This window comes from Actinoallomurus purpureus, from assembly GCF_024055795.1.
GTDB lineage: Bacteria > Actinomycetota > Actinomycetes > Streptosporangiales > Streptosporangiaceae > Actinoallomurus > Actinoallomurus purpureus.
Genome location: NZ_JAMXMY010000003.1, coordinates 81,083 through 103,540, shown reverse-complemented (window position 1 = coordinate 103,540; position 22,458 = coordinate 81,083). Strand labels below are relative to the sequence as shown.

Below are 22,458 nucleotides of genomic sequence, written 5' to 3'. Positions count from 1 at the left end.
CCCCGGGGCGGCCCTCGTGTCTTGTGTCGTCTCGCCGCCTCAGCCGCCCTGCGTCGTCGCGGTGACCGACGCGGGGGTGCCGGTGCCGGTGGCCGTGACGGCGGCGATGGTGAAGGTGTACTTCGTGCCCGGCTGCAGGCCGTTCACCACGCGGAGCAGTGCCTTGGCCGTCGGCTGGCTGATCAGCGTGTCGCGGCCGTGCACCGCGACCGTGCGGCCGTCGGAGACGGTCACCGTGTAGCCGATCACCGGGGTGTCACCGGTCACGGTCGGCGGGGTCCACTGCAGGGCGACCGCGTCGGCGCTCGCCCGCGCCTTGAGGCTCGTCGGAGCGGCGGCGAGGGTACCCGTACCCGGGCCGGGCGTGACGGCGGCGGACGGCAGCGACGGCAGCGACGGCACGCTGACGCCCGAGGCGCCCCGGGCGGTGACGGTCACCGTGTACGGCGTTCCGTTGGTGAGGCCGTCGATGGCGGTGTAGCCGGTGCGCCGGAAGTCGGCGGCGCCGATCGTGACGCTCTTCCCGCCGGACGCCGTCGCGGTGTACGAGGTGGGCGCCGCGCCGTCGGAGGCGGGGTTCCAGGCGACGTACACCTTGCCGTCCGCGGCGAAGGTGGCGACGCGTCCGGGAGCCTCCGGCGCGGTCGGCGTCCGGACGCCGAGCAGGGAACGGTAGTTCGGCTCCAGGCCCGCGTTGTTCACGATGTCGGCGGGTGCCTTCGACGGGTCGGACAGGATGTGGTTGCCCTGGGTGACCAGGCCCTTGTTGTCGCTGTCCGGGTCGCCCTGCTGCCAGTAGTTGCCCTTGATCAGCGTCGGGTCGTTGTTGCCGAGGGAGTCGCGGTAGTCGGTGTGCCGGCTGGCGACGTTGGCGTACGCCGCGTTGTACAGCACGTTGCCCTCGATCGTCTCGTACGTGCAGCCGTTGTCGGTGTAGACGTTCTTGCCCAGGCCCCACTGGTCGTGGATGACGTTGCCGGTGACCTTCTCGCCGTCGGCCAGGGACGTGCCGGTGATGCCCTGGGTGTAGATGCCGCCGCCGTCGTCGAGCAGCTGCATGTAGTTGAAGATGAGGTTGTCGCGCACGACATTGCCGCGTGAGAGGTTCGGCGTGGCCGGCTTGCCGATCTTGTCGGGCCAGCCGCCCCAGCCCATGGAGATCGCCGAGTACGCGACGTCGTCGATCTGGTTGTGCGCGATCGTGTCGTTCTGGCTGTAGCCGTTGATGATGGCCACGCCGCCGTGGAACTCGCGCGGCAGCCCGTACAGGTGGTTGTCCTCCACCGTGTTGCCGCTCGTGGTGCCGGCGTCGTCGGCCTGTGGCTTGTCGACGCCGCCGATCTCCACTCCGTTGCCGGAGATGTCGGTGAAGACGTCGCCGCGGACGACCGAGTCCTTGGTGCCCGTACCGAACTCCAGCCCGGCCGCGCCGAGATGAGTGAAGACGCTGTCGCCGAACTCGACGCGCTCCCCGGTGACCGAGATGTTGCCCGGCTCCCGGGTCCAGGACGCGTACGGGCAGGTGCCGCCGGCGACGAACTGGCACAAGCCCTGCGTGGCGTACCCGGTCGTGCCGGTGATGGTGTAGCCCGCCTGGATCTCGGAGAAGCCCTCGGGCCCGGACGGCGTCAGCCACGTCGCGTACGAGAACTGCAGGCCGCGGAAGGCGACGTCGTGGATGCCGTTCGCGTCGATCAGCTTCTCGATCTTCGGGGCTTCGACGTCCGCGCGGCGCAGGTCCTCCCCGGCACGCGGCTTGTAGTGGACGACGTGCCGCGTCCGGTCGAGGTACCACTCCCCCGGCTGGTCGAGCAGTTCGAGGGCGTTCTCGGCGTACGCGGGCAGGCTGCCGGTGGTCAGCGTGCCGGGACCGACCATGTTGACCGTACGGCCCGGGATGTCGGGGAAGATGACCCGTTTCCGTGAGTTGTCCCAGCACGGCTGCGCCATCGTGATCGTGGCGCCGGAGACCGAGGCGACCGGGCAGCGCGGCTCGGTCCACTGGCCGAGGCCGTAACGCTCGGCGTTCCACAGCTTCTCGCCGGCGGTGTAGACGAACTCGAGGTCGCCGGCGTCGCGCCACCGGGACAGTGTGTCGGCCGAGGCGGTGTACCCGGTGTCGGTCGCCGTCAGGGTGAGGGGGACGGTCCCGCGAGCGCGCTGCGCGCGGACGCCGTTCACGTACAGCTGCCGGGTGTCGGTCAGCCCGGCCGGGGCCGGGGCGGTCCAGACGCCGTTCGGGCCGGGCCGCCAGCCGGTGACCCGGCGTCCGCCGCTGATCACCGTGCCGGGCGAGCCCTGCCAGATCACCCGGTGACCGTTCTGCCCGGAGTCGCGCGCGTCGAGTCGGAGGGGCCGGGTCAGCCGGTGGACGCCGGACGCGAGGTGCACGGTCAGGTCCCCGGCGGGGTGCCGGGACCGGACCAGGTCACGGGCGCGTTCGAGGCTCCGGGCGGGGCGTGCGGCGGTCCCCGGCGCACGGTCGGAGCCCGTCGGGGAGACGTAGACGTCCTGGGACGCCGCCGCCTGCGCGTTCGGTACCCCGGCCAGGAGCGCTCCGGCGGTCGCGGCGACGGTCAGTCCGGCCGTGAGGAGCCGTACGCCCGTGGCCCGGGATCGCGATGGCTCGGCGGCGAAGGCGGCCCGGGGCCCGGGCCTGCGGAGGTGGAAGAAGCGAGACATCGGCCCTCCAGGGTCGGGAGACGCCCTAAAGGTAGGATCAATCATCGTGTCGATCAATAGATCGGCCCCGGAAACGACCGGATCGGGAAGTATTGATCGGATCACTTCGTCCGCCTTCTCGCCAACGTTCGTTTCATCGCGCTTCTCGTTGACTTCGGGAGTATCGCCGTTCGAGCAGCGGCTCGATGGGCGATACTCCCGAAGTCAACGTCGGCGGAGCCGGTCAGTGAATCCGACGGAGCAACGCCGGGGTGATCCTCATGCTGTAGACGCCGCGGCCGAACGTCGCCGCGAACACCGTCCCCGCCTTGTACTCGATGTCGGTGACCGAGGCCGGCGGCAGGAACGGGCGCGCGCTGTCACGCCCGCCGAACACCGGATCAAGACGCTGGAAGGGGCCGGTTCCGGCCATGACGCCCCGGACGGCACGACCGCTGCCGGGTGGGACCGCGGGGATCTCAGGTGGGTCTCATGTTGGCTTCATGGTCGGATCACGGCGACTGCCCAGGCTGAACGCATGGTGGCTTCCGCACGGGTCCTGGTGGCCGACGACGATCCCGCGGTGCGCTCCGCCCTCGAGCGGGTGCTGCGGTTCAACGGCTGCGAGGTCGAACTCGCCGAGGACGGGATCGGCGCCCTCGAGGCGGTCGACGCGTCCCGGCCCGACGTCCTGATCCTCGACGTGAGGATGCCGAATCTGGACGGTCTGGGCGCGTGCCGGATGCTGCGGCGGCGCGGGGATGACATCCCGATCCTCATGCTCACGGCACGGGTCGACCTCGACGCCCGTGTCACCGGACTGGACGCGGGGGCGGACGACTACCTCACCAAGCCCTTCGAGCTGGAGGAGCTCCTCGCCCGCCTGCGCGCGCTGCTGCGGCGGTCCCGCGGGTTCGACGACGGGGACGGCACCCGTGAGGAGATCCTCCGCTTCGGCGATCTCACCATGAACCTGACCACGCGGGAGACCCGGCGCGGCGAGCGGCCCCTCGAGCTCACGCGCACGGAGTTCGACCTGCTCGAGCTCATGATGCGCAGTCCGCGGCACGTGCTGGAGAGATCCCGGATCCTGGAGGAGGTCTGGGGGTACGACTTCGGGCGCTCGTCCAACTCCCTGGACGTCTACATCGGCTACCTGCGGCGCAAGACCGAAGAGCGCGGCGAACCCCGGGTGATCCACACGGTCCGCGGGGTCGGGTACACCCTCCGATGATAATCCCGTCCCCGCGCCGGCTCTCGCTGCGGTCCCGGGTGGCGCTGCTGGCGGCCGGTGCCGTCATCCTGGCGATTGTCATCGTGTCGTTCGCCGCCGACACGCTGCTGCAGAAGGAGCTCCGCCGGCAGATCGACCAGACGCTCATCGCCCAGACGAAGTCGTTCGCCCACTCTCCGGAGGACCGGCCGGGCGACAGGCACGACGCCCACCTGCTCGCCCCGCTGGGGGTCAGCGTCGCGATCGTCCACCCGGACGGCTCGGTGACCTCGACACCGGGCACGACGCTCCCGGTCCCGGTCGACTCCGCCGACGTACGCGCGGTGTCGGCGAGCCGGGGCCCGGGGTTCAGGCTGCGCAGCGCCTACTCCGGCGACGTCCACGTACGTGTCGTCACGACGCGGGCCCCGGACGGCAACGTCATCGTGCTGGCCCGGTCGCTGGCCGACGTGGACGGCACCGTCCTGCGGCTTCAGGTGGGGACCGTCATCTTCGGCCTCGGCGCCGTGACGTTGGCCGCCACGGCCGGCTTCGCCGTCGCGGGGGCGGGGCTGAGGCCGATCCGCAACCTCACACGGGCGGCCACGCGGATGGCACGGACACAGGACCTGGACCCCACGCCGATCGAGGTCTCGGGCGGCGGGGAGATCGCCGAGCTCGCACACAGCTTCAACGCCATGCTGGCCGCCCTCAACCGCTCCCGCGAGCGGCAGCGGCAGCTCGTGTCCGACGCCGGCCACGAGCTGCGCACCCCGCTGACGAGCCTGCGCACCAACATCGACCTGCTGATCCAGATCCAGCGGCACCCGGAGCGGCCGCTGCCCCAAAGCACGCACGAGCGGCTGCTCGCCGACGTGAAGGCACAGCTCACGGAGCTGACCACCCTGGTGGGAGACCTGGTGGAACTGGCGCGCGAGGACGAGGCGCCGGGTCTGCGCGCGCCGGTCCGGCTCGACGAGGTCGTCCGCCACGCGGTCGAGCGGGTGCGCCTGCGGGCCCCGGCGACCGAGTTCTCGCTGAACCTGGAGCCGTGGGTCGTGGAGGGGGCGGAGGGGGAGCTCGCCCGGGCGGTCACGAACCTGCTCGACAACGCGGTGAAGTTCGGCCCGGCGGACGGCACCGTCTGGGTCGTGCTCCGCGACGGCGAGCTGGTGGTCGCGGACGAGGGGCCCGGCATCGAACCGGACGACCTGCCGCACGTCTTCGAGCGCTTCTACCGGTCGGCGGCGGCGCGCGCGGTCAGCGGATCGGGCCTCGGCCTGGCGATCGTCCGGCACGCCGCCGAGCACCACGCCGGCGAGGCGTACGCGGAGAACCGGCCCGGCGGCGGCGCGCTGATGCGCCTGCGGCTCCCCGGCTCCCCCGTCATCGGCGACGGCCTCCCCCCGGAGGCCGGGCCGCCGTTCGCGCCCGGGGCCGAACGGAGGTCCCGGCCGGCATCCGGCTCCGGGTCGCGGTCGGCCCGGGCAGACCGACCGGACCAGCCGGTCCAGCGGTGAGGACGCGCGGTCAGCCCGGGCGAACCAGACAGCCCGGCCGGACCGGCGGTGAGGGGGCGCGGTCGACGGAGGCGGACCAAGCAGCCCAGCCAAACCAGCGGTGAGGACGCGTGCAGCGGGGTAGGCGCGCCGAGACCAAGATCGGTTCGGACGGGGGGCACTCGGTAACCTGGGGTCATGCCCACCGCTCTCATCACCGGCGCCACCGCGGGGATCGGCGCGGCGTTCGCCCGCCGCCTCGCCGCCGACGGCTTTCATCTGATCCTGCTGGCCCGCGACGCCGAGCGGCTGGCCCGCGCCGCCGAGGAGTACGGCGACGCCGAGGTCGTGGTCGCCGACCTGGCCACCGATGAGGGCATCGCCAAGGGCGAGGAGGCCGCCCGCCGCGCCGACCTGGTGATCAATAACGCCGGGTTCGGGAACAAGGGACGCTTTCTCGAGGTCCCTCTGGAGGACGAGCTGAGGATGCTGCGCGTGCACTGCGAGGCGGTGCTGCGGCTGACCTACGCCGCCCTGCCGGGGATGCGGGAGCGGGGCCGCGGCGGCGTCATCAACGTCGCCTCGGTCGCGGCGTTCTTCTCCCGCGGCACCTACGGGGCGTCAAAGGCGTGGGTGGTCTCGTTCAGCCAGGGCATCGCGCAGGACGTTCCGGGCGTCCACGCCATGGCACTGTGCCCCGGCTTCGTGCACACCGAGTTCCACGACCGGGCGAACATGAACGTCTCCGGCATCCCCGAACCGCTCTGGCTGGACGCCGACCGCGTCGTCGCCGACGCGCTGCGCGACTTCCGGCGGGGCGTCACCGTCAGCGTCCCCAGCGTCCAGTACAAGGCCCTCGTCGGCCTCGGCAGGCTCATCCCGCGCAATCTCGTGGGGCGGATCTCCTCGCGCACCGGCCGCACGTACGAATGAACCGGGCACCGTCACGGCCCGGCGAGCACGCATCGCACGCGGCGCCGTCCGTACGGATCCGGCCCCGCCGGTCACGGGCGTGCCCCGCCCGCGCACCCGATCACCGATCCCCCTCGCGCGACGGGGGCCGGTGCCGTTAGGTTTTACGGCACCGGACGGAGGTGTTCCCCCATGCCCCTGTTCCCGCGCCGTATCGCTGCGGTCGTCCTGTCGGCGCTGGTGCTGTGCGCCGGCCCGGTGACGCCCCCGGCGAACGCGATCGTCGGCGGCTCGCTCACCGGCCCGCCGTCCTGGCTGGCGGCGATCGGCACCCCGGCGTTCCTGATCCGGCCCTCCGGGCAGTTCTGCGGCGGCGTGCTCGTGGCGCCGGACAAGGTCGTGACGGCGGCGCACTGCGTGAACTTCCTGCGCCAGGTGCCAGGCCTGCTGAGCGCCGTGTTCGGCCGCGCCGACCTGTCGAAGAAGGACGGCGAGAGCGTCCAGGTCAAGAAGGTCTGGGTGCATCCGGACTTCCGCGAGTCGTCGTTCAAGGGTGAGACGGTCGAGCACCACGACGTGGCCCTGCTCACGCTGACGCGACCGATGAGCCGCGTGCCGCTGCCCGTGATCGGCCGGTACGGCACCTATCCGCCGGGGGCCGACGCGCGGGTGCTCGGCTGGGGCACGACCTCGGAGCGGGACCTGTTCAACGCGCGGCTGCGCGAGGCCACCGTGCCGATCGCCTCGGACGCGCGCTGTGCGGCGGCGTACGGTCGCGACGCCTTCGAGGCCAAGGACATGGTGTGCGCGGGTTCGCCGCAGGCCGACACCTGCCTGTTCGACAGCGGCGGCCCGCTCATCATCCGGGGCCGGCTGGCCGGCCTGACCTCCTGGGCGTACGGCTGTGCCCGCGCGGGCTATCCGGGCGTCTACTCCCGCCTGTCGGCGTTCACCCTGCCGCTGTGAGGGGACGCGGGCCGCGCTGGGGACACTCGTCCTACAGGTAGAGACCCGTGCCGTACTCGGGGCGCTCGTTGGCGACGGCGTGCAGGTCGCGCTCGCGCATCACGAGGTACTGCTCGCCCTGGACCTCGACCTCGAAGCGGTCCTCCTCGTGGTACAGCACCATGTCGCCGACCTTGACAGTGCGCACGTTGTGCCCGACGCCGCAGACCTCGCCCCACACCAGCCGGTTGGCCTGCTCGGCGGTCGCCGGGATCACGATGCCCCCGCTGCTGCGGCGCTCCCCCGATTCCTTCTCGGGGCGCACCATGATGCGGTCGTGCAGCATCTGAATCTCGAACTTCGGCTCGGCCACAGTCGAGATTCTACCGAGATCACACCCTGTGTTCCGGACGATGGGGCGACAACGCCCACGGACCCCGGCCGGGAGCACGGCCGCCTTTCCCCTGCCGCCTCAGGCGAGGCGGCGCATGATCCGCCGCAACTGCTCCGTGTAGAGCTCCCGGAACTCCTCCGAGTCCGGTTCGAGCCCGAGGATGCCGCGGACCTTCTGCGGCATCACGACCGGCGCCGACACGGCGGCCAGGCACAGCAGCAGGACGACGCCCGGATCGAGGTCATCTCCGATGTCGCCACGGGCCTGGCGCTGCCGGATGTCCGCGAGGTCGTCCTCCCACGCGGGGGCGTCCGTGTCGGCCAGCCCCTGCCAGGTCAGGAGCCGCGTCCCGCGCGGATCGGCCAACGTCGCCTCGAGGTAGCGCACGATCAGCTCGTCGAACGGGATGTCGGGACGGTTGAACTCCGCCTCCCGCTCCAGCCACTGGCGTTTCAGGCACTCATAGAGGCCCTGCTTACCGCCGAAGTAGTAGCTGATCAGCTGTTTGTTGACGCCGGCCCGGTCGGCGATGTCCTGAACGCGGGCGCCGGCGTACCCCTTGGCGGCGAACTCCTCCAGCGCCGCGTCGAGGAGCAGCCTCCGGGAGCGCTCCGCGTCGAGTTTGCGCTCCTCGGCTGCCGGCGTCCGCCGCGGCGGACGCCCCGTCTCCTCCATGCGGCAACGATATCCAGCGATCCCTCACCCATCTAGATGGTTGACGTCTTCATCTGATTGGTTGAAGTATGGGGACGTCTGACGACCATCGCAAGGAGAGAGTCATGTTCCTGATCACCGGGGCCACCGGAAACGTCGGCCGCCCCCTCATCGACGCCCTGCTCGCGCTGGGGGCGCCCGTCCGCGCCCTCACCCGCCGCCCCGCCGACGCAGGGCTCCCGGATGGGGTCGAGGTCGCCGCGACCGACGACCTGCCCATGGACGGCGTCAGAGCTGTGTTCCTGAACGCCATGACGGTCCAGCACGCGGCCGGCCCGCTGTTGAAGAAGGCCGCGGAGCACGGCGTACGCCGAGTCGTCGTGCTGTCCTCCCTGTCCGCCCTCGACGACGATCCGGACAACACCATCGCGGTCAGCCACCGGGACCTCGAGCGGGCGGTGGAGGAGTCGGGGCTGGAGTGGACGTTCCTGCGGCCGGGCGCCTTCGCCTCCAACACGCTCTCGTGGGCCGGATCAATCCGCTCACAGGGGGTCGCCCGCGCGGCGTACGGCGCCGCGCGGTTCAGCCTGATCCACGAGAGGGACATCGCGGAGGTCGCGGCCCGCGCTCTGCTCGACGACGATCTGGTGGGGGCCAAGCCGGCGCTGACGGGCCCGGAGTCACTGACCCAGGTCGACCAGGCCCGCGTCATCGGCGAGGCGATCGGCCGGCCGGTGCGCTTCGAGGAGATCACGCCCGAGGAGGCCCGCACGGGCATGATCGGCAGCTACATCCCGCCGGCGATCGCGGACACCCTGCTGCGGATGTTCGCCCAGCTCACCGAACGCCCGGCGGAGATATCACCGGACTTTACGCGGATCACGGGCAGGCCGGCGCGCACGTTCGCGGAGTGGGCGGCCGATCACGCCGCCGACTTCCGCTGAGGCCGCTCCGGCTCAAGCGCTCCTCAGGTCAGGCCGGGCCCGCATCCCCGTGAGACCGGATCCGGACCGACCGTTCGCCCCGGAGACCCGTCCGGACCCGGCACCCTCGTGGTGCCGGGCCGGAGCCGGGGTCACCGGTGGCCGGCGGCGAGCCGCTCGAGGAGCTCGATCGCCGCCCTCCGTACGTCGTCGGGCACGACGCCGCCCAGGACGCTCCGTGCCTGCTCGAAGTCGCGAGTGGTCGCGCACGTGACGGCGACGGATCCGGCGGCGGCCTTCTCCAGCGATCCGGACGGTGCGCGGTCGGCCAGGTCCCGCGCGCTCTCGGCGAGATCCAGGTTGTCTTTGGTACTCGGGCTGCTCAACGATTCTCCTTGGAGTGGCGGTGGTGCGGGCCGTCGTCGGCACGTTCACCACCGCGGATGCCGAGACGCAAAAATCGTAGACGAACGCCCGCCGTGGGCCGGCGTCCCCCTCCCCCAAGGCGGAATCCGCCGGGCGTGATCACCCCGGCGTGCGGCGTTCGCCTCCATTCTTCCCGTCAGTCGGCGAACGTGTCGAGATAGTCCAGGAAAGCGACCCGCTCCTCGGCCAGTTGCGCGTGCGTCCCCGCGTAGACGTGGTCGAACATCTCGCGCGGGTCCGGGTCGGGCAGCGCCCGGCATTCGGCGCGGACGCGGCGGCCGAGCTCGTCCGCCTCGGCGTCCAGGGCCTCGAAGAAGTCGTCGCCGGCCAGCTCGTTCTTGGTGAGGTAGGCGCGGAGCCGCTCGATCGGGTCCTTCAGCCGCCACTCCTCCAGCTCGGCGTCGGCCCGGTAGCGCCTCGGGTCGTCGGAGGTCGTGTGGGCGCTCATCCGGTAGGTGTAGGCCTCGATGAGCGTCGGCCCCTCACCCGCGCGCGCCCGCTCCAGCGCCGTACGGGCGACGGCCAGGCAGGCGAACACGTCGTTGCCGTCCACGCGCACGCCGGGGAAGCCGAAGCCCGCCGCGCGGCGGTAGAGCGGCACACGGGTCTGTGTCTCCAGCGGCGCGGAGATCGCCCAGTGGTTGTTCTGGCAGAGGAAGACGACGGGGGCGTTCTGCGCGCCCGCCCACACGAACGCCTCGTTGACGTCGCCCTGGCTGGTCGCGCCGTCGCCGAAGCAGGCCAGCACGGCCTCCGGCGCCCCGTCGCGCTGCACGCCCATGGCGTAGCCGACGGCCTGCAGCGTCTGCGCGCCGATCACGAGCGCGTAACCGGCCATCCGGAACTTCTCGGCGTCCCACCCGCCGTACGAGGTGCACCGCCACAGCTCCAGCAGGTTCGCCGGCGACACTCCGCGGCAGTACGCGATGCCGTGCTCCCGGTAGCTGGGGAAGACGAAATCCTCCGGCCGCAGGGCGCGGGCGGTGCCGATCTGCGCGGCCTCCTGCCCGAGGAGCGGCGCCCACAGGCCCAGCTCGCCCTGCCGCTGCAATGCCATCGCCTCGGTGTCGAACCGCCGTACGAGCGTCATGTCGCGGAAGAGCCCCCGGGCCTCCTCCCCGCTGATCTCGAAGGGATACCGGGGATGGTCGATCCGCTCCCCCTCCGGGGTGAGCAGCTGCACGAGGTCGGTCACGCGAGCTGATTGTGCCAGCATCGGGTGTGATCCTTCGTCACCCGGGTCACCTCAGGCCCTTCCGGCCTCATCTGGCCTAGTACTTCAGGAAGGCCACTTTGGCCAGCGCCGAGGCCACGGTGACCGGGTAGGCGTTGGGGTTGTAGACGCGCAGCCGCATCCGCGTGTCCTTGTCGAGCCCGAGCTGGCCGCCGAGCTGCGCGCGAATGGTCCCGTCGGGGGCGGCGCGGAACGGCGTGCGCCAGGCGTCGTCCAGCAACGTCCAGGGGTCGCCGTCCTTGGCGGGTGCCTTCATCCGGGACCAGGCGACGTCGACCGGGTCGTTCGCCTTCAGGCCGGTCAACTGGACGATCGCGTCGCAGACGGCCCAGACCGAGGATCCGACGATGATCGAGTAGCCGTCCGGGGAGTGGTGGCCGTGGCTGTCGGAGTACTCCTTGCGGAACTTGATCGAGATGTCGTTGGACGCCGGGACGTTCTGCTTCTCGCCGGCGCCTAGGCTGACCACCTCGGCCATGTCGTCCTCCAGGGATTTGTAGTCGGGTGAGCCGTAACCGACGACGATGCCGGCGGGGGTGCGGACGCGCCGCATGACGGCGTCGCTCGTGTTGAACTCGATCGTCACGATCCGCCCGTCGGACCTCAGCTCCTCGACGAGGCCGATGTGGTCGATGCCGGAGATCGAGTGGCCGCCCTCCCAGTCGTAGAAGACCAGGTCGCCGACGTGCGGCCGGGTGCCCCAGCGGCCCTGGTCGTCGAACCACTGGGCATGCCAGGGGGTGTAGGCGTACTCGCCGACGACGGAGCCCGCAGCGGCCTTCCACGCGCACCAGGACAGGCCCATGTCGCACCAGTTGGCGTTCTCGAAGCCGGGGTCGTGGTGGCGGTCGGCGTACCACTGGCCGTACTTCGTGTGGCCGTCTGCCGCCTCGTGGTAGCCGAGCTGCGAGCGGGCGACCTCGATCATCTTCTTCGCGGCCGGGGGGACGGTCGCCTCGATGGAGATTGAGCCGGGGTCCTGCGACACGTCCTGCGGACCGTCTTCGGGCCGTGGACCGGTGCCGCCGGGAACCTGGGGCGGAAGGGGTTCCGGTGCCATGAGTTCACCGTGGCACAGTGACGGAACAGTTGTCCGTGAGTCAGGACAAATGGTGGTTTCAGATGGCACCCGAATTCCCTATTGAGCCGATAGGGATCTTCGGCGAGGATGGATCCGTACGGACGCCTGTACGGTGCGTGACGACGCCGCCTGCCGAAGGAGCGTGGAATGGCTCTGTGGAGACCGGATCCGACCTTCTACCCGTCCCCCCGCGAAGCGGTGAACGCCGCGCCCGAGACCCTCGCCTACATCGCCGCGTTCGACCGGTCCGCCGAGCGGCCCGACGCGATCGCCGTGGTCGACGTCGACCCGGCCTCCACCTCGTACGGCTCCGTCGTCGGCTGGACGGACCTGCCCCACACCGGTGACGAGCTGCACCACTTCGGGTGGAACGCCTGCAGCAGCGCCCTCTGCCCGAACGCCCCGCACCCCCACGTCGAGCGCCGCTACCTCATCGTGCCCGGCCTCCGCTCCTCCCGGGTCTACGTCATCGACGTCAAGGACGACCCGGTCAAGCCGTCCATCGTCAAGGTCATCGAGCCGGACGAGCTGGCGAAACGCGCCGGCTACTCCCGGCCGCACACCGTGCACTGCGGCCCCGACGCCCTCTACGTCTCCGCGCTGGGCGGCGCGAACGGCGCCGACGGGCCCGGCGGCATCGCGCTGCTCGACCACACGTCGTTCGAGGTGCTGGGCCGCTGGGAGGCCGACCGCGGCCCGCAGCACCTCGCGTACGACTTCTGGTGGCACATCACGCAGGACGTCATGGTCACCTCCGAGTGGGGCACGCCGTCGATGATCGAGGACGGTGTGAACGCCGAGCTGCTGCTCGGCCGCAAGTACGGCCACGCCCTGCACTTCTGGGACCTGCGCAAACGCCGCCACGTCCAGACGGTCGACCTCGGCGACGAGCACCAGATGGTCCTCGAACTGCGGCCCGCCCACGACCCGACCAAGACGTACGGCTTCGCCGGCGTCGTCGTCAGCGTCGAGGACCTGTCCGCCTCGGTCTGGGTCTGGTACCGCGAGGACGACGAGTTCAAGGCCCGCAAGGTCATCACGATCCCCGCCGAGCCCGCCGGCCCGGGAGACCTGCCGCCGGTGATCGCGCCGTTCGGGGCGGTGCCGCCGCTGGTCACCGACATCGACCTGTCGGTCGACGACCGCTACCTGTACGTCTCGTGCTGGGGCACCGGCGAGCTGAAGCGCTACGACGTGTCCGACCCGTTCAACCCGGTGGAGGCCGGTTCGGTGCGGATCGGCGGGATCACGCGCCGCACCCCGCACCCGGCAGCGCCCGACCTGCCGCTCGCCGGCGGCCCGCAGATGGTCGAGGTCAGCCGCGACGGCAGGCGCGTGTACGTCACGAACTCGCTGTACGGCGCGTGGGACGACCAGTTCTACCCCGACGGCGTCGGCGCCTGGGCGGCCAAGCTCGACTCGGGCGCGGACTTCACCTTCGACGAGCGGTTCTTCCCGCACGGCGACGACTTCCGGGGCCTGCGCCCCCACCAGACCCGTCTCCAGGGCGGCGACGCGTCTTCCGACTCCTACTGCTACCCATGACAGTCAACGACGGTTCGCTGGTGGCGCTGGTCGCCCTCGGCGCCTTCCACGGCCTGAACCCGGGGATGGGCTGGCTGTTCGCCGTGGCCCGGGGCCTGCAGGAGCGGTCGCGCGCGCCGGTGCTGCAGTCGCTGCCCGCGATCGCGGCCGGGCACGCCGCGTCCGTGTTCGTCGTCGCGGCCGTCGTCACGCTCACCGGGTCGGTGCTGACCTCCCGGATCGTGGCGATCGGCGGGGGCGTGCTCCTGGTCGGGTTCGGCCTGTGGCGGCTGCTGTCCAGCCGTCACTTCCGCTGGGTGGGCATGCGGCTGACGCTCTGGCAGCTGGCCGGCTGGTCGTTCCTCATGTCCTCCGCGCACGGGGCCGGGCTCATGCTGCTGCCCGTGCTGACCCACGGCGCCGTGACCGTGCCCGGACACTCCCACGGCATGGCCTCCGGCGCGGGCAGCGCCGTCATGGCGGCGGTGTTCGTGACGGGCGTGCACACCCTGGCCATGTTCGTCGTCGCGGGCACCATCGCCGTCCTCGTGTACGAGGTCGTGGGCCTGGCCATCCTGCGCCGCGCCTGGTTCAACCTCGACCGAGTGTGGGCGGCCGCGCTCATCGGCGCGGGCGCGGCCACCCTGCTCATCACGGCCTGAGGATCAGTGGGCGCTGGAAGCGGCCCAGATGTTGATGCCGGCCTCGACCGCGTCGCGGTCGATGGCGGCCAGCTCGTCGTCGCCGAAGCCGAGGCGGTCCAGGGCGCCGAGGCTGTCCTCCAGCTGCGCCACGCTGCTCGCCCCGATCAGCGCGGAGGTGACCCGCGGGTCCCGCAGCGTCCAGGCGATGGCCATCTGCGCCAGCGTCTGACCGCGCTCCCCGGCCATCTCGTTGAGCGTACGGATGTGCCTGAGGGTGTCCTCGGTGAGCAGGTCCGTCGACAGCGACTTGCCCTGACTGGCCCGCGACCCCTCCGGGACGCCGTTCAGGTACTTGTCGGTCAGCATGCCCTGTGCCAGCGGCGAGAACGCGATGCAGCCGATGCCCTCCTGCTCCAGCGTGTCCAGCAGACCGCCCTCGATCCAGCGGTTCAGCATCGAGTACGACGGCTGGTGGATGAGCAGCGGAGTGCCCATGTCCCGCAGGATGGCGGCCGCCTCGGCGGTACGCTCCGGCGAGTACGACGAGATCCCGGCGTAGAGCGCCTTGCCCGACCGCACCGCGTGGTCGAGCGCGCCCATCGTCTCTTCGAGGGGCGTCTCCGGGTCGAACCGGTGGCTGTAGAAGATGTCGACGTAGTCCACGCCCATCCGGGCGAGCGACTGGTCGAGGCTGGCCAGCAGATACTTCCGCGAACCCCACTCGCCGTACGGCCCGGGCCACATGTCATAGCCCGCCTTGGTCGACAGCACGATCTCGTCGCGGTACGCCCGGAAGTCCTCCCGGAAGATCTGCCCGAAGTTGGCCTCTGCCGACCCGTACGGGGGTCCGTAGTTGTTCGCGAGGTCGAAGTGGGTGACGCCGAGGTCGAACGCCCGGCGCAGGATGGCCCGCTGCGTGTCGAGGGGCTTGTCGCCCCCGAAGTTGTGCCACAGCCCCAGCGACACGGCGGGCAGCTTCAGCCCGCTGCGCCCCGTCCGGCGGTAGGGGATGCTCTCGTACCTGTTCTCGGCGGCCTCGTAACTCATGGTCGCCAGTCTGCACCGCCGACCGAATCCACCGGACACCGAGCCACCCCGAAGCCGCACGTCGGGACGGTGGCTCCTGCAGCGTCAGTCCGCAGTGAGACAGAAAGTCATAACGGAAGACATTCGAATGAGCACGCGCGGCAATTTGGATCGATCTAGCATGCATGACGTGACCAGCGCGCTCGAGTACTGGCCGTCCCCTCCTCCATGGGGATGGACCGCCGACGACATGGATCGGCTGCCCTCCGACGGTCCGAACGGCGAACCCGGCTTCTTTGAACGGGTCGAGCTGATCGATGGAACGCTCGTCTTCGCGGCACCCCAGAGCCGCTTCCACGAGGGGATCCTTTCCGGACTGGCGACTGATCTCAACACTCAGGCACCGGGCGATATGTGCGCCGTGAGGCGGATGGACGTCAAACTCGGGCACCGGATGCGGCCCTGTCCGGACGTGCTCGTCATCGACGCCACCGCTGCGCATGACCTTGACCGGACCTTCTACACGCCCGACGAGGTACATCTGGTCGTCGAGGTGGTGTCCCCCGAGTCATTTCTGGAGGGTGGAGGAGAACGACAGTCGCCCGGTCGTCTATGCGTACGAACTGGACCCGGCGACCGAGACGTACGCCCTCACCGGCATCCACCACGGCAAGCTCAGCGCGCCCGTCCCGTTCCCGATCGCCATCGACCTCGACGATCTTCCACGGTGACCGTGCGGTTCGACCGGTGAGATCACCCGGGGTCCGGCCCGGGCGGCCTCGCCGGAGGACGACTCACTAGTGCGTGCCGTAATTCGAATTACCCGAGTGCTTCCACAGAGACCGGCCCTTTTGGCAGCGAATGTGCGACTTCTTACCGACCTTGGTCATCGGCCCGTTCTTTATCTTCGTCTTTCCGGTGCCATTATTCGTCGCACACCACATCCAGACCCAATACGTCTTCGCGTGAGCGCTCTTGCCACAGTAACCGGTGACGCCCTTACGGTCCTTGTCGACCTTTATCTTGCTACAGCCCTTCAGCACCGCTGCGGGCGCCGCGGCCGAAGCGGTGGCGACAGGGCCGGCCAACGCAAGCGGGACGACGAGAGCGACCAGGGCACCGATTTTGTGAATAGTACGCATATTGCCAGCTGTCATGGCGAGCAACGTAGCACACCGAGCAAGACCCATCCGCGTTTCTAATTCGCGGGTGAACGCCACGAAAACGCCGTCCCTGTCGGACCCCAGGAAAAGACCAGATCAGGGCGGCGGAGCGGTGGAGGCACGGACGACCAGTTGTCCGGCGAGCGAGGTGTCGGCGGGGCGGCGGCCGTCGAGGAGTTCGAGGAGGGCGGTCATGGCGGTCGCGCCGAGTTGTTCGGCGGGCAGCCGGACCGTGGTCAGCTCCGGCTCGAGGGCGGTCGCGAGCAGTACGTCGTCGAAGCCGGTGACGGACAGGTCGCCCGGGATGCCCAGGTTCAGCGCACGGGCGGCCTTGTACGCGCCGGCGGCGATGAGGTCGTCGTCGCAGACGAGGGCCGACGGGCGGTCGGACCGGTCGAGCAGTTCGAGGGCGGCCTGCCGCGCGGCCGCGACGTCGATGGCCGTGGCCTGGCGGACGACCGAGCCGGGGAACGCGTCCGCGAGCGCATCACCGCGCACGCGGAAGGTCCAGGCGTCGACGGAGGCGGCGAGGTGGCCGATCCGGCGGTGCCCGAGCTCGGCCAGATGCGCGGCGATCGCGCGCATGCCTCCGGCGACGTCGAAGTTGATGGTCGGCGCCGGAGCGGCCGGGTCGCTGTCCATCAGGACGACCGGGAGGTCACCGAAGTCGGTGACGCCGCCGACGATGGAGGAGGCGAGGACCCCCTCGATGGCCTGGGTGTCGACCTGACTGCGGGCCGGCCCGGCGTCGTCGGGCCAGGGGTGGAGCACCACACCGAAACCGCGCGCGGCGGCGACCTCGGCGGCCCCCGTGTAGATCGCGCCGAAGACCGGTCCGGTCAGCGTGGGCACGACGAGCAGGACCGTACGGGTGCGGCCGAGCCGCAGGTTGCGGGCGGCCAGGTTGGGGCGGTAGCCAAGGCGCCGCGCGGCCTCGTGCACCGCCTGCCGCGTCTCGGGCTTGACCCTGCCCTCCGCCTTTCCGGCCAGCACGATCGAGACCGTGGACTGGGACACCCCGGCGGCTCGGGCCACGTCTCGGCTGGTCGGTCTCTTGGACACGTCAAAAGATTAGACCTCCGCGCCGATCAGTGATACGTATGACCGAAGGATTCAGTAATACGTATGACGAGGATTCCATGCGCTCCTACCTCCACTTCCTGCGAAAGCCGTACGCGGCCCGCCTCCTGGGCGGCACCCTTCTCGGCCGACTGCCGAACGGCATGGGACCGCTGGCGATCGTGCTGTTCGTCCGGGCGCACGGCGGCGGGTACACATTGGCCGGAGTGCTGTCGGCGGTGTACGGCCTGGCGATGGCGGCGAGCCAGCCGGTGCTGGGGCGCGCAATGGATCGCTACGGCCAGCCTCGCATCCTGGCCTCGGCGGCGATGGCGGCCGCGGCGGGTTTCGCGCTGCTCGCGGCGTTCGGCGTGCACTCCCCGGCGGTCGCGACGGCCGCGGTCGTCCTGGCCGGGTTCGCCACCCCGCCGCTGGAAGCCGGGCTGCGGGCGCTCTGGCCGTCCGTCCTGAACGGCCCGGCCGAGGTCCAGGCCGCGTACGCGCTCGACGCCGCCGCGCAAGAGCTGCTGTTCACCGTCGGTCCCCTGCTCGTGATCGCCGCCACGGCCGTCTCGACGGAGGCGGCGCTGCTGCTGACCGGCGCCCTCGGAGTGGCGGGCACCCTCGTGGTCACCACGTCCCGGCCCTCGCGGGCGTGGCGGGGCGAGCGGGGCGGCGGACACTGGGCCGGCCCGCTGCGCTCGTCCGGCATACGCGTCCTGATCACCGCCCTGACCTGTGTGGGATTGTCGCTGGGCGTGTTCAGCGTGGCGGTGGTCGCCTACGCCGACGCGCGCCACACCTCGTACGCCTCCGGCCTGCTCCTGGCGCTGATGTCCGCCGGCGCACTGATCGGCGGGATCGTGTACGGACTGCGGCCCCGGCGCGGCCCGGCGTACCGCCGGCTGGTCCTGCTGATCGCGGGCCTGGCGACCGGTTATCTGCCCCTGACGTGGGCGCCCGGAATGCCGGTGATGCCGGTGCTGGCGCTGGTCAGCGGCGTGTTCCTCGCGCCCGTGCTGGCGTGCACGTTCACGCTGGTGGACGACCTCGCGCCGCGCGGCACGGTGACGGAGGCGTTCGCGTGGCTGGTGACGGCGTTCGGGGTCGGCAGTTCGGCGGGCGCCGCCCTCGCCGGCCTGGCAGGCGACGCGGCCGGCGTCCACGCGGCGTTCGCGGTGGCCGGTGCGGGCGGGGTCCTCGCGTTGCTGGTCGTCCTCGTCGCCGGGCCGATCGGCGGCACCGCCGAGGCGTCACGCCGGTCCCGGAGCGTCTCCGACCCGGCCACCCACTGAGCGGTGGTCGCGTTGTGAGTGTCGCGCACGTCAGCCGGCTGGGTCGCGTGTCTCGCCGGGGGCGTGCGGCCCGGTCGTGGAGGTGCTGATCCAGCTGGAGAGGATGGTGAGGGCCTCGGCGGAGCGGGAGGCGGGTTCGGGGGTGTAGATGACGATCGTCTGGTCGGGGTCGCCTTCGACGGCCAGGACCACGTAGTCGAGGGTGAGGTCGCCGACGAGCGGATGGCGCAGGCGTTTGGTTCCGGTGGTGTGGGCGAGGACGTCGTGGTCGGCCCACATGCGGCGGAAGGTGTCGCTGTGCAGAGACAGCTCACCGATCAGCTCGGTGAGCTGTGGGTCGTCTGGGTGGCGTCCGGCGTACAGGCGCAGCGTGGCCACGCAGTCGCCGGCGACCCGCTCCCAGTCGGTGTACAGCGTGCGGGCGGCTTCGTCGAGGAAGACGAAGCGGGCGGAGTTACGTTCGCGGTGGGGTCGGGCTTCGAAGTCGGTGATGAGGGCGTAGCCGAGTCGGTTGGCCGCCAGGACGTCCATGCGTCGCCCCAGGACCATGGCGGGGACGCCGAGTGATTCCAGGGCTCGGTACACGGCCGGGCGGACCCTTTGCGGGGCGAGCGGTCGCTTGCGGCGAGTCCGGGCCGCAGTGGGCTGGGCGAGATCGAAGAGGTGGGCGCGTTCGGTGTCGTCCAGTTGCAGGGCGCGGGCGACGGCCTCCAGAACGGTTTCGGAGACGCCCTGGGTGCGGCCCCGCTCCAGGCGGATGTAGTAGTCGACGCTGACCCCGGCGAGTTGGGCGGCTTCCTCGCGGCGCAGCCCCGGCACCCGGCGGGCGCCCGGGTGCGGGGCGATGCCGGCCTGCTCAGGGGTGATCCGGGCCCGGCGGATGCGCAGGAACTCACGGATCTCGGTACTGCGGTCCATGCGTCCACCGTACGGCGGGTCCCGCCTGGTCGGGGCCCTGGAGGAGGTACTGGCAGACCCCTGGAAGAGCGGTACCCCATACGCGGGTCCGGGCGGGGCTGTCGGGTGGTTGCCTGGATAGCGGGGCCCACTGAGCCGCACTGATCATGGCACTCGCAGGGTCGCCCAGTCATGCCCACCGACCAGGCCTGACGGCCGCCACGACAAAGGAGTATCCGATGAAGCACGTATCCCTGGGTGGGCTTGATGTCTCTCGCATTGGCCTGGGAGCCATGACCATGGCCGGCACCTACACGACGGGCGGGGGACTCGATGACGCAGAGTCGATCCGCACGATCCACCGGGCGCTGGACCTCGGGGTCACCCACATCGACACCGCCGAGATCTACGGCCCCTTCCACAGCGAAGAAGTCGTCGGTAAGGCCATCAAGGGCCGGCGCGACGACGTTGTCGTGGCGACGAAGTTCGGTCTGGTCTCCCACTCCGCTGGCGGCCCCGGCGTTACCGACAGCAGCGCCGGCAACGTGAAGGCCGCGGTCGAAGGCTCGCTCAAGCGGCTCGGCACCGACCACATCGACCTCTACTACCAGCACCGCGTCGACCCGAACACTCCCATCGAGGAGACCGTCGGCGCGCTGGCCGAGCTGGTCGCCGAGGGCAAGGTGCGCCACATCGGGCTGTCCGAGGCGGGCCCCGAGACGATCCGCCGGGCGCACGCCGTGCATCCGGTGGCCGCGCTGCAGACGGAATACTCCCTGTGGACCCGCGACGTCGAGGCCGAGATCCTCCCGCTGCTGCGCGAACTCGGTATCGGATTCGTTCCCTACTCGCCGCTCGGGCACGGCCTTCTGACCGGGCAGATCCGCACTGTCGACGATTTCGCCGATGACGACTGGCGCAAGACCAACCCGCGTTTCACCGGCGAGAACTTCCAGCGCAACCTGCGCATCGTCGACGAAGTACAGGCCATCGGCGCCGAGATCGGAGCCACGCCGGCACAGACCGCACTGGCGTGGCTGCTGACCCGCGGCGCCGACATCGCCCCCATCCCCGGAACCCGGCGGGTCTCGCGCGTCGAAGAGAACACCGCCGCCGACGGCATCGAACTCAGCGCCACGCAGCTCGACCGCTTGAACAACCTCACCCCGGCCTCGGGCGAGCGCCACGACGAGGCGAACATGGCCGCCATCGACCGCTGAACACTGCCGCCGCCCACTTTTCACGAGGCGATCGGCATCGCCTGCGATGTCACCGAGTCCGTGTCGCGCTCCCCGTCGATGGAGGCTTCACCGCCCAGGCGCCACCTCAAGGCCGACACCGGTCACAATCGTGGCCCCTGACCTCACGGGGTGATAGGAGGAACGGGACGACAACGTTGTCATCCCCCTCCAAGGCGGTGAACGATGAGAGCCCCCAGCCCCCTCTCCCGCAGAACGTTCCTCGGCACCCTCGCCCTCAGCGGCCTGGCCACGACCGCCCTCCCCGGCGGTATCGCGAGCGCCGCCACGCCCGCGCGGTCCTCCCAGAAGTGGCACCGCGTCGCCGACGACGTCCGCGCCGAGCTGCGGCACACCTGGCAGTCCTACAAGCGCTACGCCTGGGGCCACGACCAGTTGCTCCCCGTCAGCGGCGGCCACAGCGAGTTCTTCGACAAGAACCACCCCGTCGGCCTCACCATCGTCGAGGCCCTCGGCACGCTCTACCTCATGGGCCTCGACGAGGAACTCGCCGACGGCATCGGATGGATCACGGACAACCTCGACTTCGCCGGAGTCAACGCGAACGTCCAGGTGTTCGAGACCAACATCCGCATGGTCGGCGGGCTGCTGTCGGGCTACCTGGCCACAGGCGAGAAGACCCTGCTCGAGAACGCCAAGAAGATCGCCGACATCCTGCTCCCCTGCTTCACGAGCTCACCCACCGGCATGCCGTACCGGCTGGTCAACCCGCGCACCGGACAGATCAGCGGCAGCGACAACGTGCTGGCCGAGATCGGGACGATCATCGCCGAGTTCGGCACCCTCTCCCACCTCGTCCACGACGACAAGTACCACATGGCGGCGAAGAAGGCGATGAAGGCGGTGTACGATCGGCGTTCCCCGCTGGACCTGGTGGGCAGCGGCATCAACATCGAGACGGGCGTCTGGACCGACACCTCATCCCGGCTCGACCCGCCCGTCGACTCGTTCTTCGAGTACCTGTGGGACGGCTGGGACCTGTTCCGCGACCGTGACCTCAAGCACTGGTACGACACGCTGACCGCCGCGATCCTGCGCCACGAGAAGGAGCGGTACGGCGGTCACCTGTGGTTCCACAAGGCCGACATGGCGACCGGTGCCGCGCTCGGCCGGGAGACCTCCGAGCTCACCGCCTTCTACGCCGGCCTGCTGGGCCAGAGCGGTCACCTGCGGGACGGCGAGGCGTACTTCGACGCGTGGACGTCGGTGCTGAAGACCTATCCGCTGCTGCCCGAGGGCTACGACTACGGCACGGGTACGGCGACGGACAAGGGCAACCAGCTGCGCCCGGAGTACGTCGACTCGGCGTTCAACCTGTGGCTGCTCACCGGCAAGGAGGTCTACCGCGAACGCGCCTATGACTACTACCTCACCCAGAAGCGCTATTCCCGCGTCGCCAACGGCTGGACAATCGTCGCCGACGTCACCACCACGCCCCCGAAGCTCGGCGACCTGACGTCCGGGTACTGGTGGTCAGAGCAGATGAAGTACTGGTTCTTGATGTTCGCCGACTGCCCCCGCTTCGACTACCACGACAACTACCTGTCGACCGAAGGCGACGTCTTCAAAGGGTTCATCCGGCGCTGAGGCGGAGGAGTTCTACAAGGCCGCGCACCCGGCCCGTCGATCGGGCCGGGTGCCGGCGACCG

22 protein-coding genes and 1 pseudogene are annotated in these 22,458 nt (G+C 70.6%); 12 read left to right on the top strand and 11 right to left on the bottom strand.

The window, feature by feature from the left end; genetic code table 11:
- Positions 1–39 precede the first annotated feature (39 nt).
- On the bottom strand, positions 40–2,682 hold the full coding sequence (locus NE236_RS08325; RefSeq protein ID WP_252841268.1) for a fibronectin type III domain-containing protein: 2,643 nt from the start codon (positions 2,680–2,682) through the stop codon (positions 40–42).
- Positions 2,683–2,905: 223 nt separating this feature from the next.
- Complete coding sequence (locus NE236_RS08320) at positions 2,906–3,094, bottom strand: hypothetical protein (protein ID WP_252841267.1); 189 nt, start codon at positions 3,092–3,094, stop codon at positions 2,906–2,908.
- A 105-nt stretch (positions 3,095–3,199) separates the two neighbouring features.
- Between NE236_RS08320 and NE236_RS08315 the strand changes: the two genes are divergently transcribed.
- From NE236_RS08315 to NE236_RS08300, 4 genes are all read left to right on the top strand, one after another.
- Entirely contained in the window at positions 3,200–3,895 is a 696-nt protein-coding gene (locus NE236_RS08315; protein ID WP_252841266.1) for a response regulator transcription factor, read from the top strand.
- Entirely contained in the window at positions 3,892–5,394 is a 1,503-nt protein-coding gene (locus NE236_RS08310; RefSeq protein ID WP_252841265.1) for a sensor histidine kinase, read from the top strand. The genes NE236_RS08315 and NE236_RS08310 overlap by 4 nt, the downstream gene beginning before the upstream one ends.
- Positions 5,395–5,571: 177 nt before the next feature.
- On the top strand, positions 5,572–6,306 hold the full coding sequence (locus NE236_RS08305; RefSeq protein ID WP_252841264.1) for an SDR family NAD(P)-dependent oxidoreductase: 735 nt from the start codon (positions 5,572–5,574) through the stop codon (positions 6,304–6,306).
- A 171-nt stretch (positions 6,307–6,477) separates the two neighbouring features.
- On the top strand, positions 6,478–7,251 hold the full coding sequence (locus NE236_RS08300; RefSeq protein ID WP_252841263.1) for a S1 family peptidase: 774 nt from the start codon (positions 6,478–6,480) through the stop codon (positions 7,249–7,251).
- 31 nt (positions 7,252–7,282) lie between these two features.
- On the opposite strand, the gene NE236_RS08295 is transcribed toward NE236_RS08300, so the two are convergent.
- A complete protein-coding gene (locus NE236_RS08295; protein ID WP_252841262.1) occupies positions 7,283–7,603 on the bottom strand; it encodes a GroES family chaperonin in 321 nt (106 codons plus the stop codon).
- Between the two features lie 99 nt (positions 7,604–7,702).
- Positions 7,703–8,299 (bottom strand): TetR/AcrR family transcriptional regulator, encoded by a 597-nt coding sequence (locus NE236_RS08290; protein ID WP_252841261.1) that lies wholly within the window; start codon positions 8,297–8,299, stop codon positions 7,703–7,705.
- A gap of 104 nt (positions 8,300–8,403) precedes the next feature.
- Here NE236_RS08290 and NE236_RS08285 point away from each other — a divergent pair, with 104 nt between their 5' ends.
- Entirely contained in the window at positions 8,404–9,222 is an 819-nt protein-coding gene (locus NE236_RS08285; protein WP_252841260.1) for an NAD(P)H-binding protein, read from the top strand.
- A 131-nt stretch (positions 9,223–9,353) separates the two neighbouring features.
- Here the strand turns inward: NE236_RS08285 and NE236_RS08280 are convergent, their stop codons facing one another.
- From NE236_RS08280 to NE236_RS08270, 3 genes are all read right to left on the bottom strand, one after another.
- Positions 9,354–9,587, bottom strand: coding sequence for a hypothetical protein (locus tag NE236_RS08280; RefSeq protein ID WP_252841259.1), 234 nt, complete (start codon positions 9,585–9,587; stop codon positions 9,354–9,356).
- A 176-nt stretch (positions 9,588–9,763) separates the two neighbouring features.
- Entirely contained in the window at positions 9,764–10,843 is a 1,080-nt protein-coding gene (pdhA, locus tag NE236_RS08275; protein ID WP_372494272.1) for a pyruvate dehydrogenase (acetyl-transferring) E1 component subunit alpha, read from the bottom strand.
- A 55-nt stretch (positions 10,844–10,898) separates the two neighbouring features.
- A complete protein-coding gene (locus NE236_RS08270) occupies positions 10,899–11,921 on the bottom strand; it encodes a CHAP domain-containing protein (protein ID WP_252841257.1) in 1,023 nt (340 codons plus the stop codon).
- A 168-nt stretch (positions 11,922–12,089) separates the two neighbouring features.
- Between NE236_RS08270 and NE236_RS08265 the strand changes: the two genes are divergently transcribed.
- Positions 12,090–13,487, top strand: a complete 1,398-nt coding sequence (locus NE236_RS08265; protein WP_252841256.1) for a selenium-binding family protein — start codon at positions 12,090–12,092, stop codon at positions 13,485–13,487.
- A complete protein-coding gene (locus NE236_RS08260; protein WP_252841255.1) occupies positions 13,484–14,128 on the top strand; it encodes a hypothetical protein in 645 nt (214 codons plus the stop codon). Before NE236_RS08265 ends, NE236_RS08260 begins: the two co-directional genes overlap by 4 nt.
- Before the next feature lie 3 nt (positions 14,129–14,131).
- Here the strand turns inward: NE236_RS08260 and mgrA are convergent, their stop codons facing one another.
- Positions 14,132–15,157, bottom strand: a complete 1,026-nt coding sequence (gene mgrA, locus NE236_RS08255) for an L-glyceraldehyde 3-phosphate reductase (RefSeq protein ID WP_252841254.1) — start codon at positions 15,155–15,157, stop codon at positions 14,132–14,134.
- On the opposite strand from mgrA, the pseudogene NE236_RS44365 reads away from it, so the two are divergent.
- A pseudogene (locus NE236_RS44365) lies at positions 15,156–15,644 on the top strand (hypothetical protein); the annotation flags it as partial. The gene mgrA and the pseudogene NE236_RS44365 sit on opposite strands and share 2 nt — an antisense overlap.
- A 73-nt stretch (positions 15,645–15,717) precedes the next feature.
- Entirely contained in the window at positions 15,718–15,867 is a 150-nt protein-coding gene (locus NE236_RS44360; protein ID WP_252841567.1) for a hypothetical protein, read from the top strand.
- A 66-nt stretch (positions 15,868–15,933) separates the two neighbouring features.
- Here the strand turns inward: NE236_RS44360 and NE236_RS08240 are convergent, their stop codons facing one another.
- Together NE236_RS08240 and NE236_RS08235 are read right to left on the bottom strand one after the other, a co-directional pair.
- A complete protein-coding gene (locus NE236_RS08240; RefSeq protein WP_252841253.1) occupies positions 15,934–16,293 on the bottom strand; it encodes a hypothetical protein in 360 nt (119 codons plus the stop codon).
- A gap of 102 nt (positions 16,294–16,395) precedes the next feature.
- A complete protein-coding gene (locus NE236_RS08235) occupies positions 16,396–17,361 on the bottom strand; it encodes a LacI family DNA-binding transcriptional regulator (RefSeq protein WP_252841252.1) in 966 nt (321 codons plus the stop codon).
- Between the two features lie 77 nt (positions 17,362–17,438).
- On the opposite strand from NE236_RS08235, the gene NE236_RS08230 reads away from it, so the two are divergent.
- Positions 17,439–18,653 carry an MFS transporter gene (locus tag NE236_RS08230; protein ID WP_252841251.1) on the top strand — a complete coding sequence of 405 codons (1,215 nt, stop codon included), beginning with the start codon at positions 17,439–17,441 and terminating at the stop codon, positions 18,651–18,653.
- A gap of 30 nt (positions 18,654–18,683) precedes the next feature.
- Here NE236_RS08230 and NE236_RS08225 read toward each other — a convergent pair whose 3' ends face one another.
- Positions 18,684–19,571 carry a helix-turn-helix transcriptional regulator gene (locus NE236_RS08225; protein WP_252841250.1) on the bottom strand — a complete coding sequence of 296 codons (888 nt, stop codon included), beginning with the start codon at positions 19,569–19,571 and terminating at the stop codon, positions 18,684–18,686.
- A gap of 218 nt (positions 19,572–19,789) precedes the next feature.
- On the opposite strand from NE236_RS08225, the gene NE236_RS08220 reads away from it, so the two are divergent.
- Entirely contained in the window at positions 19,790–20,770 is a 981-nt protein-coding gene (locus tag NE236_RS08220) for an aldo/keto reductase (RefSeq protein ID WP_252841249.1), read from the top strand.
- 204 nt (positions 20,771–20,974) lie between these two features.
- The gene (locus tag NE236_RS08215) at positions 20,975–22,396 is read left to right on the top strand and encodes a glycoside hydrolase family 47 protein (RefSeq protein ID WP_252841248.1); all 1,422 of its coding nucleotides are present in this window, start codon (positions 20,975–20,977) and stop codon (positions 22,394–22,396) included.
- Positions 22,397–22,458: the final 62 nt, after the last annotated feature.